The following is a 15,019-nucleotide window of genomic DNA, read 5'->3' as shown; positions in this document are numbered from 1 at the left end:
CAATGGAAACGAAACTCGCAAGGATCGCGCTGACCGCCTGGGTCGTGTTCGTCCTCCTGTTCCTGTTCATCCCGATCCTGATCATCCTCGTCTATGCGTTCAACGCATCGAACATTCAGAGCTGGCCGATCGCGGGCTATTCGCTGCGCTGGTTCGGGTCGGCATGGACGAATCCGGAAATCCGCATGGCGCTCGGGCTTTCGCTCAAGGCGGGCCTCATCGCAACCGCCGTCGCCGTGCTGCTCGGCTCGGCGGCGGCCTTCGCCGTTCATCGCTTCGAGTTCTTCGGCAAGGAGGCCGTCTCCTTCGTCGTCGTGCTGCCCATCGCGCTGCCCGGCATCATCACCGGCATGGCGCTCAACTCATTCTTCGTATTCTGGGGCCTGGGACTTTCCTTCTGGACCATCGTCATTGGCCACGCGACCTTCTGCATCGTCATCGTTTACAACAATGTGATCGCGCGGCTGCGGCGCGTGCCGCGATCGCTCGAGGAAGCGTCGATGGATCTCGGCGCGAACCAGTGGCAGACATTCCGGCGCGTCACCCTGCCGATGATCTCGACATCGCTGGTCGCGGGCGCGCTTTTGGCCTTCGCGCTCTCCTTCGACGAAGTGATCGTGACGACCTTCACGGCGGGCGCGCAGAACACGCTGCCGCTCTGGATCTTCGGGGCGATCCGGCTCGGGCAGAAGCTGCCGGAGGTGAACGTCGTCGTGCTCTTCGTGATGGCGCTCACATTCCTCCCGGTGCTGCTCGCCTACCGGCTCACCAACCAGGCCGGCCCGATGGTGAAATAGCGCGCGCGAACTATCCCCGCCCCGTTCCGGTTGCCTCACACTCCGCCCGGATGGCAGTGAGAGGAGGCGACGATGCCGGCACCATCGAGATGGAGCGATATTCCCCGCCAGGGGGAGACGAGTTTCGGACTGGGAACAGGCCCTTTCTGGCAGGGTGCGGAAAGGCGCGGCCTTGGCTGGTGCCATCCGAAGGCCGTGCTTGCGGCGGATTTCCATAATGCGCGCTATGCGCTGAACGGGGCGGAGAAGGAACCGGCGGCGCTCTTCGCCACGGTCCGCTCATCCTCGCATCTCCTCGCCGACGCTGCGGGCCTCTATCGTCTGTTCGGGCCTAACGAGCTTGCGGCCACCAATGGGGCCGGCGGCTATATCGGCGGGCAGGTGACGAACACATGGCTCAACAGCGCCGATATCTCGAAGCCGACCTACGCCTTTCAGAATGCCAGCTATGCGACGGACGCTGCCGTCGCACCTGACGGAACGCTGACGGCCGATCTTCTGAAAGAGGACGGCTCTCTGAGTCACCATCGCTTCTACGCGATCCCGGCTCATGACACCGCCTTGCCGGGTCTTCACTACGGCTTCTTCAGGCCCGCCGGGCGCGAGTGGATCACCTTCGCATCCAACGGGATCGGCCGCTGCAAATTCCGGCTGTCCGGCGCGGGCACCGCAACGCCAATGGCGACAAACCCGCCGCTCTCATGCGGCATCGTGCCGGCCGCGAACGGCTACTATCTGTGCTGGGCAGTCGTGCTCGAAACAAGGGCTGGGCAAGGCAGGTTCTGGGGCTTGGCGGACAGCGACCCGGGCAACAACTATCAGCCCGCCTATCAGGGTGACGGCGCATCCGGCGTTTACGCATGGGGGCTTGGTTTCCACCAGCAGAGCTTCCTTACGCCGCCGATCCTCTCCGGAGCCACTGCCGCGACACGGCTTGCGAGCGATGTGCGCGCGGCCTCGCTCGACTGGTTTGTCGCGGCCGGATTGCAGGCAGGGTTCAGTGTGCTGGCTGCGGTCAATTGGAGCCATCTGGGCGACGGCGTCAGCCGTGTCATTTTTTCCCTCAACAATGGCTCGACCGGCAACGCCACGCGCGTTTACGGCAACGCCGGCGATCAGTTTCAGATGGCCTCGTCGCGGGACGGAGCGGCCGAATTCGCGGGCCAGACCCTGCCGATGGTTCTCGGGCGGCAGAAGATCGCGTTCCGCCTCGATGGCGGCGGCGGCGTGATGATTTCAAAGGCGGGGGCGGCATCGAGCGCGACGCTGCCGCTCCCCAACGGCCCGACGACGCTCTCGATCGGCAGTCAACTGGCGACCGGCTATCTCAACGATCTCCTCGAGCGCATCGAGATATGCCGGCCACTGACGGATAGCGAAATGGAAGCATGGGTGGCGGCATGACGATCACGACATATACCCTCCGCGCCGCCTCGGCCGGGGAACTCCACGCGATGCTCGCCCAGGCGAGCGCGAACAGGGCGCGCGCCTATGCCTGGACGGACGAGGAAGGCATACGCTTCGACGAGGCGCGGGTCAGGCTTCCCTATTCCGAGACGCTGGACGACGAGCCGACGGGCGCGTGGCTCTGCGATGTCGTGCTGATTGGGGAAGCGGATGCGACGCTCGCGGATCTCGCGCAAAGCGTCACATCCGGCGATCAGGCCGCGAGCGGGTAAAGCGGCACATGGCCGATGCCGCCATAAAGATCGAAGCCGCGCTTGATCCAGTCGTTCAGCGGGTCGCTCTTTTCCAGCATGGGCAGGGTGCAGATCGCGCCCGCCCAGAGGAAGCCGCCAAGCGCGATATAGTCGGCATAATTGGGCTGCTCGCCGCCGAGGAAGGGCGCGGTGGCAAGTGCCGCCCGCATCGGGCGCAGCGCGTGACGCAGTTCCGGCAGGCGCTGCTCGCGGCCGTCGACGAACTCTTCGAGCGTCTTTCCGCCGAGGCGCTTCTCGCGGCTCTCGCGGAAATAGGGGCGATCCTCCGCGCGCGCGTGGTTGTGAATGTCGAGGACGCAAATGCCGAACATGCGGTTCATCACTTCAAGGCCGAACCAGCCGTCGAAGAACTTCACCATGGCGCGCTCCTGCGGCGACGAGAAGAGCGGCCGCTCGGGATAGGTCTTGTCGAGATAGTCGGCGATCGCCCAGCTGTCGCAAACGCTGGCGGCGCCATCCTCGATGATCGGCACGGTCCTGAACTTGCCGCCGCAAAGTCTCGGAATTCCGAGGAAGCCCACAGGCGCCGTCTCATAGGCGAGGCCCTTGTGGGCTAGCGCGTATTTGATGCGCCAGACGAAGGGGCTCAGCGCGCGATTGTCGCCGGTGACGAGCTCATGGAGACGGATGGTCATGGCGATGCCTCTCCTTGCCGTTCAGGCCAGAGCCTTCATATAGGTACCCATGTCGAAATAGTCGCGCCACGCCTTGATCTTGCCGTTCTCGATCTCGAAGACGCCGCAGCAGGGAAGGGCGACGGGCTTGCCGCCGACCTTGAAGCGATCGAGGCGTTCGGCGAAGACGAGATTGCCCGCGGAGGCGACATTGAGCAGATCCCACTCGACATCGCTCCAGCCCTTCAGGAAAGCGCCGATGAAGCCGCGAAGCGCCGTGTGGCCGGCGACGGGGTCGATCATCATGTTGTGATAGATGCCGTCCTCGGCGAAATAGCCGACGATCTTCTCCACATCGAGGCTAGGCCAGGTGTCCACAAAGGCGCGGACAAGATCTTCGTTGCTCTTCATTGCTTGCTCCGAAATCAGGCGGGGCGGCTTTCGCCGCCCCGTCATTCTCATTTCGATCAAAGGTTCTGGAATTTCTTGCCTTCGGCGACAAGCTTTTCCAGAAGCGCGGCCGGCTTGAAGTCGTCGCCCATCTGCGCCTGGAACTCCTTCATCTTGGCCAGCACCTTGTCGAGGCCGACGGTGTCGCCATAGAACATCGGGCCGCCGCGATAGACGGGGAAGCCGTAGCCATTGATCCAGACGATGTCGATGTCGGAGGCGCGGATGGCCTTGCCTTCCTCGAGGATCTTCGCGCCCTCGTTGATCATCGGATAGATGCAGCGCTCCAGAATTTCCTGATCGGAAATCTGGCGGCGGTTGATGCCCTTCTTCGCGGCGAAGTCGAGGATGATCTTCTCGACGATGGGCGAAGGCTTCGCGTTGCGGTTCTCGTCATAGTCATAGAAGCCCGCGCCCGTCTTCTGGCCGCGGCGATCCATCTCGCAGAGCACGTCGCGGATCGTTTCGCCCTTCGACTTCTCCTTCGACCAGCCGATGTCGAGACCGGCGAGGTCGGACATGGCGAAGGGGCCCATGGGCAGGCCGAAATCGTAGAGGACGCGATCGACGTCCCACGGCATCGCGCCTTCGAGAATGAGCTTGTTCGCCTCGCGCTGGCGCTGGGCGAGAATGCGATTGCCGACGAAGCCGGGGCAGACGCCGACAAGCGCGGCGATCTTGCCGATCTTCTTCGCGATCTGCATCGAGGTGGCGATGACGGACTTCGAGGTCTTGTCGGCGCGCACCACTTCGAGAAGGCGCATGACGTTGGCCGGCGAGAAGAAGTGCAGGCCGATCACCGCCTCGGGGCGCTTCACCGCCGTCGCGATCTCGTCGATATTGAGCGCGGAGGTGTTGGTGGCGAGGATCGCGCCCTGCTTGACGATCTTGTCGAGCTTGCCGAACACGTCCTTCTTGATGTCCATGTTCTCGAACACGGCCTCGATGACGAGGTCCATGTCGGCGAGCTCTTCGAGCGCGAGCGTGCCCTTGAGGAGCGACATGCGCTTCTCGACGTCCTCCATGGTCATGCGGCCCTTCTTCGCGGTGTTCTCATAGTTCTTGCGAATGGTCGCGAGGCCGCGGTCGAGGGCTTCCTGCTTCGTCTCCACGATGGTGACGGGCATGCCGGCATTGAGGAAGTTCATGGCGATGCCGCCGCCCATCGTGCCGGCGCCGATGATGCCGACCTTGTTGACGGGAATGATGGGCGTGTCGGCGGGCACGTCCGGCAGCTTCCAGACCTGGCGCTCGGCGAAGAAGACATGACGCTGCGCGGCCGACTGGGTGCCGGTGACGAGTTCGCGGAAGAGCTTCTGCTCGACCTTGATGCCCTCGTCGAAGGGAAGGTTCACGGCCGCTTCGATGCACTGGATGTTGTATTCCGGCGCGAGGAAGCCGCGGAACTTGCGGGCATTGGCCTTGCGGAAATTGGCGAAGATTTCCGGATGGCCGCGCGCCGCCTCGACCTTCTCGTTGAGGTCGCGCACCTTCTTCAGCGGACGGTTCTCCGCGACGATCTTGCGGGCAAAGGCGATGGCGCCTTCGCGCAGCTTGCCTTCCTCGGCAAGCTCATCGACGAGGCCCATTTCCTTGCACGCCCTGGCGCCGACATGGGTGCCGGCGGTCACCATTTCGAGCGCCTTTTCAGGTCCGACGATGCGCGGCAGGCGCTGCGTGCCGCCCGCGCCGGGCAGGAGGCCGAGATTGACTTCGGGGAGACCGCATTTCGCGGAAGGGACCGCGACGCGGTAATGGCAGGTGAGCGCAACCTCGAGGCCGCCGCCGAGCGCGGTGCCGTGGATCGCGGCGATGACGGGCTTCGGCGCGTTCTCGATCATGGCCTGCGCATCGAAGAGGCTCGGGCCCGAGGGCGCCTTGCCGAACTCGGTGATGTCGGCGCCGGCGATGAAGGTCCTGCCGTCGCAGATGAGCACGATCGCCTTGACGGCGGGGTTGTCGATCGCCTGCCTGATGCCGTCATTGATGGCTGCGCGCACGGGCGCCGACAGCGCGTTCACCGGCGGCGAGTTCAGCGTCAGAACACCGACATCTCCTTCGATGGTCAGGTCGCCGACTTCGTTGATGGCAGCCATGGTCTTGATCTCCCTTGGTCGTTTCCGATGGTTGTTTCTGCTTGCCAAATTTCGGGGCGTGTTACCCTATAGCCCAAACGGAACCAGATAAAGCAGGGAGGGGGGCGCATCCCGCGCCCCTCGAACAGAATTGAACAAGGTAAATCCAGTGTTGAACGGGGCGGATGCGCCCAGCGCCATTTCAGCCATTCAGCAGGGCTTCGAGCGGAGCGGCTATATCTGCAATCAGCATATTGCGACGTCGATCTTCCTCGCCGGGCGGCTGCAGAAACCGCTTCTCGTCGAGGGGCCTCCCGGCGTCGGCAAGACCGAGCTCGCCAAGGCGACGGCGGAGCTTCTCGGCAAGCCGCTCATCCGGCTTCAGTGCTATGAAGGGCTCGACGAGGCCAAGGCGCTTTACGAGTGGAAATACGGCAAGCAGCTTCTCTACACGCAGGTGCTGAAGGAGAAGCTCGGCGATCTGATGGAAGGGACGAAGGGCCTCAAGGAATCCATCGCGCGGCTGCACGAGTTCGACGACACATTCTTCAACGAGGAATTCCTCGAGCCCCGTCCGCTCCTCAAGGCGCTGTGGCAGCCGGAAGGCGCGGTGCTCCTCATCGACGAGCTCGACAAGTCGGATGACGAGTTCGAGGCGTTCCTTCTGGAGCTTCTCTCCGACTATCAGATCTCGATACCGGAACTCGGGACGGTTAAGGCGAAGGCGACGCCGATCGTCTTCCTCACCTCGAACAATACGCGCGAGATCGGCGATGCGCTGAAGCGGCGCTGCCTGCATCTCTATATTCCGTTCCCGGATACAGTGCTCGAGCAGCGGATCATCCGCGCGCGCGTGCCGGAACTGGAGGACAGGCTGCGCACGCAGCTCGTCGCCTTCGTGCAGGGGCTGCGCACGCTCGACCTGAAGAAACTGCCGGCGGTGAGCGAGACGATCGACTGGGCGCGCACGCTGGTTCTGCTTCACGCGCGCGAACTCGACGCCGAGCTTGTCCGCAACACGCTCAACGTGCTGCTGAAGTTCCAGGACGACATCGACAATGTCGATGCCGAGATCAATGCGCTGACGACCAAGGCGCTGGAGGCCGCGAGGTAGCATGAGCGGGCGCCGCCATGACTGAGGTTCTCGGCGATTTCATCCGCGCGCTCCGTGCGGCCGATGTGCGCGTCTCGACGTCGGAGTCGATCGACGCGGGCAACGTCGTCGACATGGTCGGGCTCGACGAGCGCGAGGTGCTGCGCGACGCGCTCTCGCAGGTGCTCGCCAAGAGCGAGGACGAGAAGGACGCCTTCCGCGAAACCTTCGACCGCTTCTTCGCCTTCGACCAGTTCAAGGCGCGCCGCGCGGATGGCGGCGAGGCGGAGGAGAGCGAAGGCGAGGGTGGCGATGGCGAAGCTTCGCAGGGCGAGGCTCAGAGCCAGTCAGGCGGCATGCCGGGCGCGGGCGGCGGGGGAAGCGAGGGCGAGCCTTCCGGCGGCGGGCAGATGCCGCAAAACCTTGTCGAGATGCTCGAAAGCGGCGACCAGGCGGCGTTGCAGATGGCGCTGGCCGAGGCCGCGCGTCAGGCGCAGCTCAACCGCATCCGGCTCTTCACGCAGCGCGGCATGTATGTGCGGCGGATGATGGAGATCATGGGGCTCGATGAGCTCAATGACGAGATCGAGCGGCGCGAGCACGCGGACCCCGCCGGCGCCGAGCGGCTGCGGCAGCTCCGCGACGAGCTGCGCGAGCAGGTGCGCGACTATGCAGAGAAGCAGCTCGAAATCTTCACCGCAAATGCGGGAAGACAGCTCCGCGAGGAAGTGCTGAGCCAGGTGCGGCTCGGCAATATCGACGGACGCGACATGAAGATCATGCGCGAACTAGTGCGCAAGATGGCGAAGCGCCTGATCGCGCTGCATTCGCGCCGCAAGAAGGTCGAGCAGCGCGGCCAGCTCGATGTCCGCCGCACGATCCGCGCAAATGTGGAGTTCGACGGACTTCTCTTCCACACCGTCTGGAAGCAGACGAAGGTGGACCGGCCGAAGGTCATGGCGATCTGCGACGTGTCGGGCTCGGTGGCGCAGGTCGCGCGGTTCCTGCTCATGTTCCTCTACAGTCTTCAGGAGGTTCTTCCGCGCGTGCGCTCCTTCGCCTTTTCGGGGCAACTGGGCGAGACGACCGAACTCTTCGACAGCGAGCGCAAGATCGAGGACGCGATCGTCAGGGTTCTGAGGGAGCATGGCGGCGGCTCGACGGATTACGGGCAGGCTTTCGTCGATTTCGAGCGGCTGGCGCTCGACGATGTCGATCACAGGACGACCGTGCTCATTCTGGGCGACGCGCGCTCGAATTACGGCAATCCGCGCGGCGACATTCTGAAGAAAATCCATGCCCGGGCGCGCCGCGTCATCTGGCTCAATCCCGAGCCCCGCAGCATGTGGAATTCGGGCGACAGCGAGATGCGCCGCCTGCAGCCCTATTGCGACACGGCCAAGACCTGCGCCTCGCTGAAGGATCTGGAGCGGGTCGTGTCCGAGCTTCTGCGCCACGCCGCCTGAGCGGATTTTCCCTCTTCATGGGCGCCCGCGCCTCGGCTAAGTTCGCATTGTGCCGATTTGGGGCAGGGGCTGGATTTCACGGGGATTTCGGAGTGGGGCGAGCGGCCGGACGATACGGAGCGTGGTGGGCGCGGCTGCCTGCCGCGCTGGCGCTTGGCGCTCTGCTCGGCTTCGGCCTGCCGGCGGTGGCCGAGCCGCTCACGATCACGCCGCCCGCCGCGCGGCAGGAGGCGGTTACGAATGTGGCGCTCGCAAATCCCGCCCTGCCTGCGACCGTGGCGCCGGGGTCGAGGCAGGAGGCGCACTACAATGTCATCGTTTTTGGCGACTCGCTCGGCGATGGCGTCTGGGCGGGGCTCTATCACGTTCTGCACAAGGACAAGCGCTTCACGGTCATTCGCAAGTCGCGCGTCGCGACGGGCCTCGTGCGGCGCGACTATTTCGACTGGAACGAGGCCGTGCGCGAGGCGGCGGCCGACACACCCATCGACATCGCCGTCATCGTCATGGGAACGAACGATCGCCAGACCATCGTGCAGGAGGGCGCGCGCCACGCGCTCTTCGAGCCGAAATGGCGCGAGATCTATGATGCCCGCGTCGACGATTTCACGAAGACTCTGAAAGAGGCGGGGGCGCGCATCTATTGGGTCGGCCTGCCCGTCATGCGCAGTTCCGGCTTCGAGCGCGATATGGAAACCTTCTCCGGGATCTTCGAGGCGCGGGCGGAAGCGAACGGCATCACCTTCATTCCGACGCATGATGTGGCGGCGGATGGGGACGGCAAGTATCAGGCCTATGGTCTCGATGGCGCGGGCAAGAAGCGGCTTCTGCGCTCGGAAGACGGCATCCATTTCACCATGGCGGGCTACGAGCTTCTCGCGCGCAAGATCGGCGGCGTGATCCTCGCCGATGTTGATGCAGGCGCGGTGGCGGCAGGAGCGGGCGCGGACAGGGCGCTTGCGGCTCAGACCGTCGCCGCGAAGGACGGGACGCCTGCCGGCCCATCGGCCGCCGCCATCGGACTCAAGCGCCAGGTCTATGACGTTGCCGACATTCGCACCGGCCGCAGCGACGACTGGCGCTGGAAGGGAGCGGACGTCAAATGAGGCCGGGCGGTCGTCGCGGATTGCGGGCCGCCATTCTTGCTCTCGTCGGCCTCATCGGCGCCTGCGCGGCCGAGCCGAAATGCGCCGTGCCAGAAGCGCGACCTGAAACGCAAAAAGGGCTTGAGCATTTTCGCTCCGAGCTCGCCGATCTCGCGGCGGGCAGGCGGACGGCGCCCGTCACCATCCTTCATCTCGGCGACAGCCACATCGCCCTCGATCATCTGACGGGCGCGATGCGCGCGCGCTGGACGGCGGAATTCGGCGATGCGGGCCGGGGCCTGCCGCCCGGCGTTCCCTATCGCTATTACGCGCCGCAGGGATACAAGGTTTCGATGCGGGGAGATTGGGATGCCGCGTCGAGCCTTGGGCGCCGCGTGCAAGGCCCGTTCGGCCTTCAGGGCTACAGGGTTTCGAGCGGCGACGCGCGCGCGGAAATGACCATCGAGGCGGAACGCGATTTTTCCATGGTCGAGATCGACACGGCGGGCGGCCCCGAAACAGGTGCGCTTCTCCTGCAAATCGACGGCTCGGCGCCCTTGCGCCTCGTCACCGGCTCCGATGGGCCGGGGCTCGTGCAACTGCGAGTGCCCGCCGCCTCCGCCCATCGCCTGACACTCAGCCCGGCGGGCGACGGGCCGGTGCGTCTTCTCGGTTGGGCGCTGCTGAGGAACGGGCCTGGCATCCGCTACGACAGCCATGGCATCAGCGGCGCGACCATTGATGTAACGGAACGCTGGGACGAGGCGATCTTCAGCCGTCAGCTCGCAAGCCTCGCACCCGATCTCGTCATTCTCGGCTATGGCACGAATGAAGGCTTCAACGACGCGCTCGACCTCGATGCCTATGCGCATCGCTTCGAGAAGCTTATCCTCCGCATAAGGAGAGATTCGCCCGGCGCTTCGATAGCGGTGCTCGGCGCCTTCGACGGGGCGCGTCGCGCTAAGGCAGGGACCGCCGCCACATGCGGCGACGGCTGGACCGTGCCGCCGAAGCTCGACCGACTGCGCGAGACGCAAAGAGAGGTCGCGGCGAGGTCGGGGGCATTCTATTTCGATGCCTCTCGCGTCATGGGCAGGCCCTGCGGCATCGACCAATGGGCGAGGGCCACGCCGCCGCTCGCCTGGCCGGACCGCGTGCATCTGAAGCCCGAAGGCGCGCGGCGCATGGGTGAGGCGATCGGCAGGGCATTGACGGGCGAGAGAGCGGCCAGCGCCTGCCGGAAATAGAAGCGGGGTGCCGCCTCGCCCTCAAAGCGCGATGATGCGCGCGGCGGGAAGGCAGGGAATGCGAAGCGCCTTCAGCCGCGCGCGCGTCGCTTCGGCCGAGCCGCCGACATCGATGCTGCGGCAGCCATCCTCGATGACGACGACATCGAAACCTTCCAGCGCCGCGTCCTCGGCCGAATAGCGGACGCAGAAATCGAAGGCGAGACCGACGAGAAAGACGCGTGAGAGGCCGCGCTCGCGCAGATAGCTCGCAAGGCCGGTCATGGTCTTGCGGTCGTTCTCGCGAAAGGCGGAGTAGGAATCGATCGTGCGGTGATAGCCCTTTCGCAGCACGAGCTCGGCATGGGGAATGTCGAGTTCGGGATGAAATTCGGCGCCCGCCGTGCCCTGCACGCAGTGGTCCGGCCATAATTGCTGGGGACCGTATGCGGCCTCGATCATGTCGTAAGCCACGCGGCCGGGATGCGACGAGGCGAACGACAGATGCCCCGGCGGGTGCCAGTCCTGCGTCAGGATCACATGCTCGAAGTGACGCGCGAGACGATTGACGAGCGGGACGATCTCCTCGCCATGGGGAACGGCGAGCCTGCCGCCCGAGCAGAAATCGTTCTGCACATCGGTGACGATGAGCACGTCGCGCGACCCGATATGAAATTCGCCGTTCATCGGCTCTTCTCCCGCTGCTCGAGCCTGCGGTCGACTTCGGCGACGAGCGTCTCGAGCGCGCCGTCGATCCGCACCGGCAGGGACTGGCCCGGCGTGAGCGCGCGCAACGGCTCGGGGAGACGCTGGAGTTCCGCCGCGGCACGGGCCCGGATGGCGGCGAGTTTCGGCGCCGCGACGACGCGCCGTCCGCCTCTCATGACGGGTTCGATGAGCCGCTCGCCCTCGCGCGGCTGACCTTCCAGCGCGATCAGGTCTTCCACCATGCGCCCATCCGCGCCATGCCGCCGCCACACCTGCTTGCGGCCGGGCCAGGTCGCCTTGCCCGCCGAGCGCTTGCGCCGCGCGAGGCCCGCATATTCCTGAAGCTTGTAGGCGCAATCGAGCGCCGGAAGATCGAAGGAAGTCGTCAGGCTCGTGCCGATGCCGAAGCCGTCGATCGGCGCTTGCGCCTCGATCATGGCGCGCAGTTCCTTCTCGTCTACGCCGCCGCTTGCGAAGATCGTCACATCGCGGAGCCCGCCCGCGTCGAAGATCTGTCGCACGCGCCGCGAAAGCGCGATGAGATCGCCGCTGTCGATGCGCACGCCGGAAATGGCGATGCCCGCATCGCCGAGCCGCCTTGCGAGCGAGACGATCTTGCGGGCCGCCGCCTCGACATCATAGGTGTCGATGAGCAAGGTCAGATGCTCGGGCCGCTCGCGGGCGAAGCTGTCGAACGCCTCGACCTCGCTGTCGAACACCTCGATGAAGGAATGGGCCATCGTTCCGCTGAGCGGGATGCCGAAGAGCTTGCCCGCGAGCACGGTCGCCGTGCCTGAAAAGCCGGCGATGTAGCTTGCGCGCGCCGCGAGCACGCCTGCTTCCGCGCCATGCGCGCGCCGGAAGCCGAAATCGACGAGCGTGCTCTGGGGCGCGATCAGAACCATGCGTGCCGCCTTGCTCGCGACGAGCGTCTGATAGTGAAGAAGATTGATGAGCCGTGTTTCGACGAGCTGCGCTTCGGGGAGCGGCGCCGTCACGCGCAGGATCGGCTCGTCGGCGAAAAAGGCCGTGCCCTCGTGCATCGCATCGACATCGCCGGTGAAGCGGAAGCCCTCGAGATAGGAGATGAGGTCGGCGCTGAAGCGGCCGCTCGCCCTCAGCCACTCGATCTCGGCCTTGGTGAAGCGGAGTGTTTCCAGAAAATCGAGCGCCTGTTCGAGCCCCGCAGCGATGAGGAAGCCTCGATGCGGCGGAAAATGGCGCATGAAGAACTCGAAGACGGCCGTGCCGGTTTTCCCTCGCGCCAGATAGGCCTGGATCATGGTCAACTGATAAAGGTCGGTGAGAAGCGCGCCCTTGCCGTCGTTCATGCCTGCCGCCAACATGTCAGCCGCCTGCCTGTAATTGAGGAGAGGGCTGCCCATGGCGCGATGGGAGCATTTCGAGCACGGGGCGGATGTCGGCGTGCGCGGCATTGGGGCGACGCTGCCTGAAGCCTTCGAGCAATGCGCGCTGGCGCTCATCGCCGCCATGATCGAGCCTGCGCGAATACGGCCCGAGGAGCGCGTCGCCATCGCCTGCGAAGCGCCCGCGCCCGATTTGCTGCTCGTCGAATGGCTTAACGCGATCGTCTATGAAATGGCCGTTCGGCGTATGGTGTTCGGCCGCTTCGAGATCGCGATCGCGGGCAACAGGCTCACCGGCTCGGCATGGGGAGAGCACGTCGATCGCTTCCGGCACGAACCCGCGGCGGAGGTCAAGGGCGCGACCTACACGGCGCTTCGCGTCGAACAAAAAGCCGATGGCGAGTGGCTTGCCCAGTGTATTGTTGACGTCTAGGCAGGCGATCCGCAGCAGGAGGTGCCGATGGACCCGGCACGTTTCACGCGCGTGGCGGAGACGGCATGGCGGCTCGAGCCCGAGGCCGGAATGCGCGTGCCGGGCATCATCTATGCCGACGAGACGCTGCTCAACGAAATGGACGACAAGGTCGGTGAGCGGCTCGCCAATGTGGCGCGGCTGCCCGGCATCGTGCGCGCGGCCTATGCCATGCCGGATGCGCATTGGGGCTATGGCTTTCCCATAGGCGGCGTCGCGGCCTTCGATCCCGAGGAAGGCGGCGTGGTGTCGGCGGGCGGAGTGGGGTTCGATATATCCTGCGGCGTCCGCGCGCTCATCACCGGCGTCGAGGTGGCGCGAATCCGGCTGGTGCAGAAGGCGCTCGCCGATGATCTTTATACGAACATTCCGGTCGGGCTCGGCAGCACCGGCGCCATCTCGCTCGACCGGGACGCAATGGTGGCGATGCTCGAGGGCGGCGCGGGCTGGGCCGTCGGTGAGGGCTATGGGCGCGCAAGCGATCTCGAACGCATCGAGGAGGGCGGCACGATGCGCGGCGCGCGGGCGGACTGCGTTTCGGAACATGCGCGGGAGCGGCAGCGCCGCGAGATGGGCACGCTCGGCTCCGGCAATCACTATCTCGAAATTCAGGAGGTGCGCGAGATTTACGATGCGGACGTCGCCGCCGCCTTCGGCCTGCGCCTCGGGGAGGTGGTCATCTCCATCCATTGCGGCTCGCGCGGCCTCGGCCATCAGATCGGCACGGAATTTCTGCGCGACATGGCCGCCGACGCCGCGGCGCGGGGCTTTCAGCTTCCCGATCGCGAGCTTGCCTGCGCGCCCATCCGCTCGCCGATCGGCGAAACCTATCTCGGCGCGATGCGCGCGGCGACGAATTGCGCCTTCGCCAACAGGCAGATTCTCACCCACCTCGTGCGCCGCGTCTTCGGGCACTACTTTCCCGAAGCGCCGCTCGATCTTCTCTTCGATGTCTCGCACAATACCTGCAAGACCGAGATCCATCCCGTCGGCGGGCGGAAGCGCGAGCTCTACGTGCATCGCAAGGGCGCGACGCGGGCCTTCGGCCCCGGCCATGGGGACCTTCCCGAAGCGTTCCGGGTAACGGGTCAGCCGGTGCTGATCGGCGGCAGCATGGGCACGAGTTCCTTCGTGCTCGCCGGCACCGCGGCGGGCGAGGCGGCGTCCTTCAGCTCGGCTTGCCATGGCGCCGGCCGCAGCATGAGCCGCCATCAGGCGATGCGGCGCTGGCGCGGGCGCGCGCTTGTCGACGAACTGGCCGCGCGCGGCATCATCATTCGCAGCCCTTCGCTCCGCGGCATCGCAGAGGAAGCGCCCGGCGCCTACAAGGAATCCGGGGCGGTCGTCCAGGCGGCGGAGCGCGCGGGGCTTGCGCGGCGCGTCGCCCGTCTCGATCCCGTCATCTGCATAAAGGGATAGGTTCATCTGCCCTGCCGAGGTCTTGTCGCTTCGCGCCGGGCGGCTATGCCGCCGAAAATGCCGTCGACATCGATGGCGTTGCTCGAAAGCGGCGCGGCCAGCACCTCGATCCATTTGCGGCGCGTGCCGCTTCGCGCCTCGAACATGGCGGCGACGGGCTCGCCAGTCCGGGCCACGAATTCAAAGAGGCGCCTGAGCCGCACGGCGATGCGCGGCTCGGCGAGATCGGACAACGTGCGGCCGCGCGCCGTGAGGCCGATGAGGTCGGCGGCGTCGGCGCCAAGCTGCGCGGCTTCCCAATCCCGCCCGGGGCCCGGCAGGCGCCGGAAGAGAAAGGCATGAGCGGCGTGAGGTGGGGGCGGTGGCCCGAGATCGGCGGCCATGGGCAGGATGCGGGCGTTTCGCCGCGCAGCCCAGAAGTCGAGAAGCAGATGCAGCCGCTCGCTGCTCGCATCCGCCGCGTCGATGCGGGAGAAAAGGCGCGTCAGCCGGGGCGGCAGGACGGCGAATATGGTCATCTCGTGCC

Annotated in this window: 15 protein-coding genes; 9 read left to right on the top strand and 6 right to left on the bottom strand. The window is 65.6% G+C overall.

Annotated features, from left to right (window positions below; all coding sequences use genetic code 11):
- Positions 1-2 precede the first annotated feature (2 nt).
- From WBG82_RS02300 to WBG82_RS02290, 3 genes are all read left to right on the top strand, one after another.
- Positions 3-797 carry an ABC transporter permease gene (locus tag WBG82_RS02300; protein WP_424420857.1) on the top strand — a complete coding sequence of 265 codons (795 nt, stop codon included), beginning with the start codon at positions 3-5 and terminating at the stop codon, positions 795-797.
- A 72-nt stretch (positions 798-869) separates the two neighbouring features.
- Positions 870-2,201 carry a phage head spike fiber domain-containing protein gene (locus WBG82_RS02295; protein WP_424420854.1) on the top strand — a complete coding sequence of 444 codons (1,332 nt, stop codon included), beginning with the start codon at positions 870-872 and terminating at the stop codon, positions 2,199-2,201.
- Complete coding sequence (locus tag WBG82_RS02290; RefSeq protein ID WP_424420851.1) at positions 2,198-2,476, top strand: hypothetical protein; 279 nt, start codon at positions 2,198-2,200, stop codon at positions 2,474-2,476. The genes WBG82_RS02295 and WBG82_RS02290 overlap by 4 nt, the downstream gene beginning before the upstream one ends.
- On the opposite strand, the gene WBG82_RS02285 is transcribed toward WBG82_RS02290, so the two are convergent.
- Genes WBG82_RS02285 through WBG82_RS02275 form a run of 3 tightly spaced genes read right to left on the bottom strand, consistent with a single transcriptional unit; the run spans position 2,458 to position 5,669 of the window.
- On the bottom strand, positions 2,458-3,153 hold the full coding sequence (locus tag WBG82_RS02285; protein ID WP_424420848.1) for a glutathione S-transferase family protein: 696 nt from the start codon (positions 3,151-3,153) through the stop codon (positions 2,458-2,460). The two genes, WBG82_RS02290 and WBG82_RS02285, sit on opposite strands and share 19 nt — an antisense overlap.
- Positions 3,154-3,174: 21 nt before the next feature.
- Entirely contained in the window at positions 3,175-3,543 is a 369-nt protein-coding gene (locus tag WBG82_RS02280; RefSeq protein ID WP_424420845.1) for a limonene-1,2-epoxide hydrolase family protein, read from the bottom strand.
- 56 nt (positions 3,544-3,599) lie between these two features.
- Positions 3,600-5,669 (bottom strand): 3-hydroxyacyl-CoA dehydrogenase NAD-binding domain-containing protein, encoded by a 2,070-nt coding sequence (locus WBG82_RS02275; RefSeq protein ID WP_424420954.1) that lies wholly within the window; start codon positions 5,667-5,669, stop codon positions 3,600-3,602.
- 160 nt (positions 5,670-5,829) lie between these two features.
- Between WBG82_RS02275 and WBG82_RS02270 the strand changes: the two genes are divergently transcribed.
- From WBG82_RS02270 to WBG82_RS02255, 4 genes are all read left to right on the top strand, one after another.
- Positions 5,830-6,771 (top strand): AAA family ATPase, encoded by a 942-nt coding sequence (locus tag WBG82_RS02270; protein ID WP_424420952.1) that lies wholly within the window; start codon positions 5,830-5,832, stop codon positions 6,769-6,771.
- A gap of 17 nt (positions 6,772-6,788) precedes the next feature.
- Positions 6,789-8,216 carry a VWA domain-containing protein gene (locus WBG82_RS02265; RefSeq protein WP_424420842.1) on the top strand — a complete coding sequence of 476 codons (1,428 nt, stop codon included), beginning with the start codon at positions 6,789-6,791 and terminating at the stop codon, positions 8,214-8,216.
- 92 nt (positions 8,217-8,308) lie between these two features.
- On the top strand, positions 8,309-9,322 hold the full coding sequence (locus WBG82_RS02260) for a DUF459 domain-containing protein (RefSeq protein WP_424420840.1): 1,014 nt from the start codon (positions 8,309-8,311) through the stop codon (positions 9,320-9,322).
- Positions 9,319-10,548 (top strand): GDSL-type esterase/lipase family protein, encoded by a 1,230-nt coding sequence (locus WBG82_RS02255; RefSeq protein ID WP_424420837.1) that lies wholly within the window; start codon positions 9,319-9,321, stop codon positions 10,546-10,548. Before WBG82_RS02260 ends, WBG82_RS02255 begins: the two co-directional genes overlap by 4 nt.
- A 21-nt stretch (positions 10,549-10,569) precedes the next feature.
- On the opposite strand, the gene pncA is transcribed toward WBG82_RS02255, so the two are convergent.
- Both pncA and WBG82_RS02245 read right to left on the bottom strand, forming a co-directional pair.
- Positions 10,570-11,214, bottom strand: a complete 645-nt coding sequence (pncA, locus tag WBG82_RS02250) for a bifunctional nicotinamidase/pyrazinamidase (protein WP_424420834.1) — start codon at positions 11,212-11,214, stop codon at positions 10,570-10,572.
- Positions 11,211-12,566 carry a nicotinate phosphoribosyltransferase gene (locus tag WBG82_RS02245; protein ID WP_424420831.1) on the bottom strand — a complete coding sequence of 452 codons (1,356 nt, stop codon included), beginning with the start codon at positions 12,564-12,566 and terminating at the stop codon, positions 11,211-11,213. Before WBG82_RS02245 ends, pncA begins: the two co-directional genes overlap by 4 nt.
- 52 nt (positions 12,567-12,618) lie before the next feature.
- On the opposite strand from WBG82_RS02245, the gene WBG82_RS02240 reads away from it, so the two are divergent.
- Positions 12,619-13,035 carry an archease gene (locus WBG82_RS02240; protein WP_424420829.1) on the top strand — a complete coding sequence of 139 codons (417 nt, stop codon included), beginning with the start codon at positions 12,619-12,621 and terminating at the stop codon, positions 13,033-13,035.
- A 27-nt stretch (positions 13,036-13,062) separates the two neighbouring features.
- A complete protein-coding gene (locus tag WBG82_RS02235) occupies positions 13,063-14,493 on the top strand; it encodes an RtcB family protein (protein WP_424420827.1) in 1,431 nt (476 codons plus the stop codon).
- A 2-nt stretch (positions 14,494-14,495) separates the two neighbouring features.
- Here WBG82_RS02235 and WBG82_RS02230 read toward each other — a convergent pair whose 3' ends face one another.
- The gene (locus WBG82_RS02230) at positions 14,496-15,011 is read right to left on the bottom strand and encodes a hypothetical protein (protein ID WP_424420825.1); all 516 of its coding nucleotides are present in this window, start codon (positions 15,009-15,011) and stop codon (positions 14,496-14,498) included.
- Positions 15,012-15,019 lie beyond the last annotated feature (8 nt).

The organism is Parvibaculum sp., from assembly GCF_049671045.1.
Taxonomy (GTDB): Bacteria; Pseudomonadota; Alphaproteobacteria; order Parvibaculales; family Parvibaculaceae; genus Parvibaculum.
The sequence above is the reverse complement of the archived record's forward strand: the minus strand, read 5'-3'. Positions and strand labels throughout refer to the sequence as shown.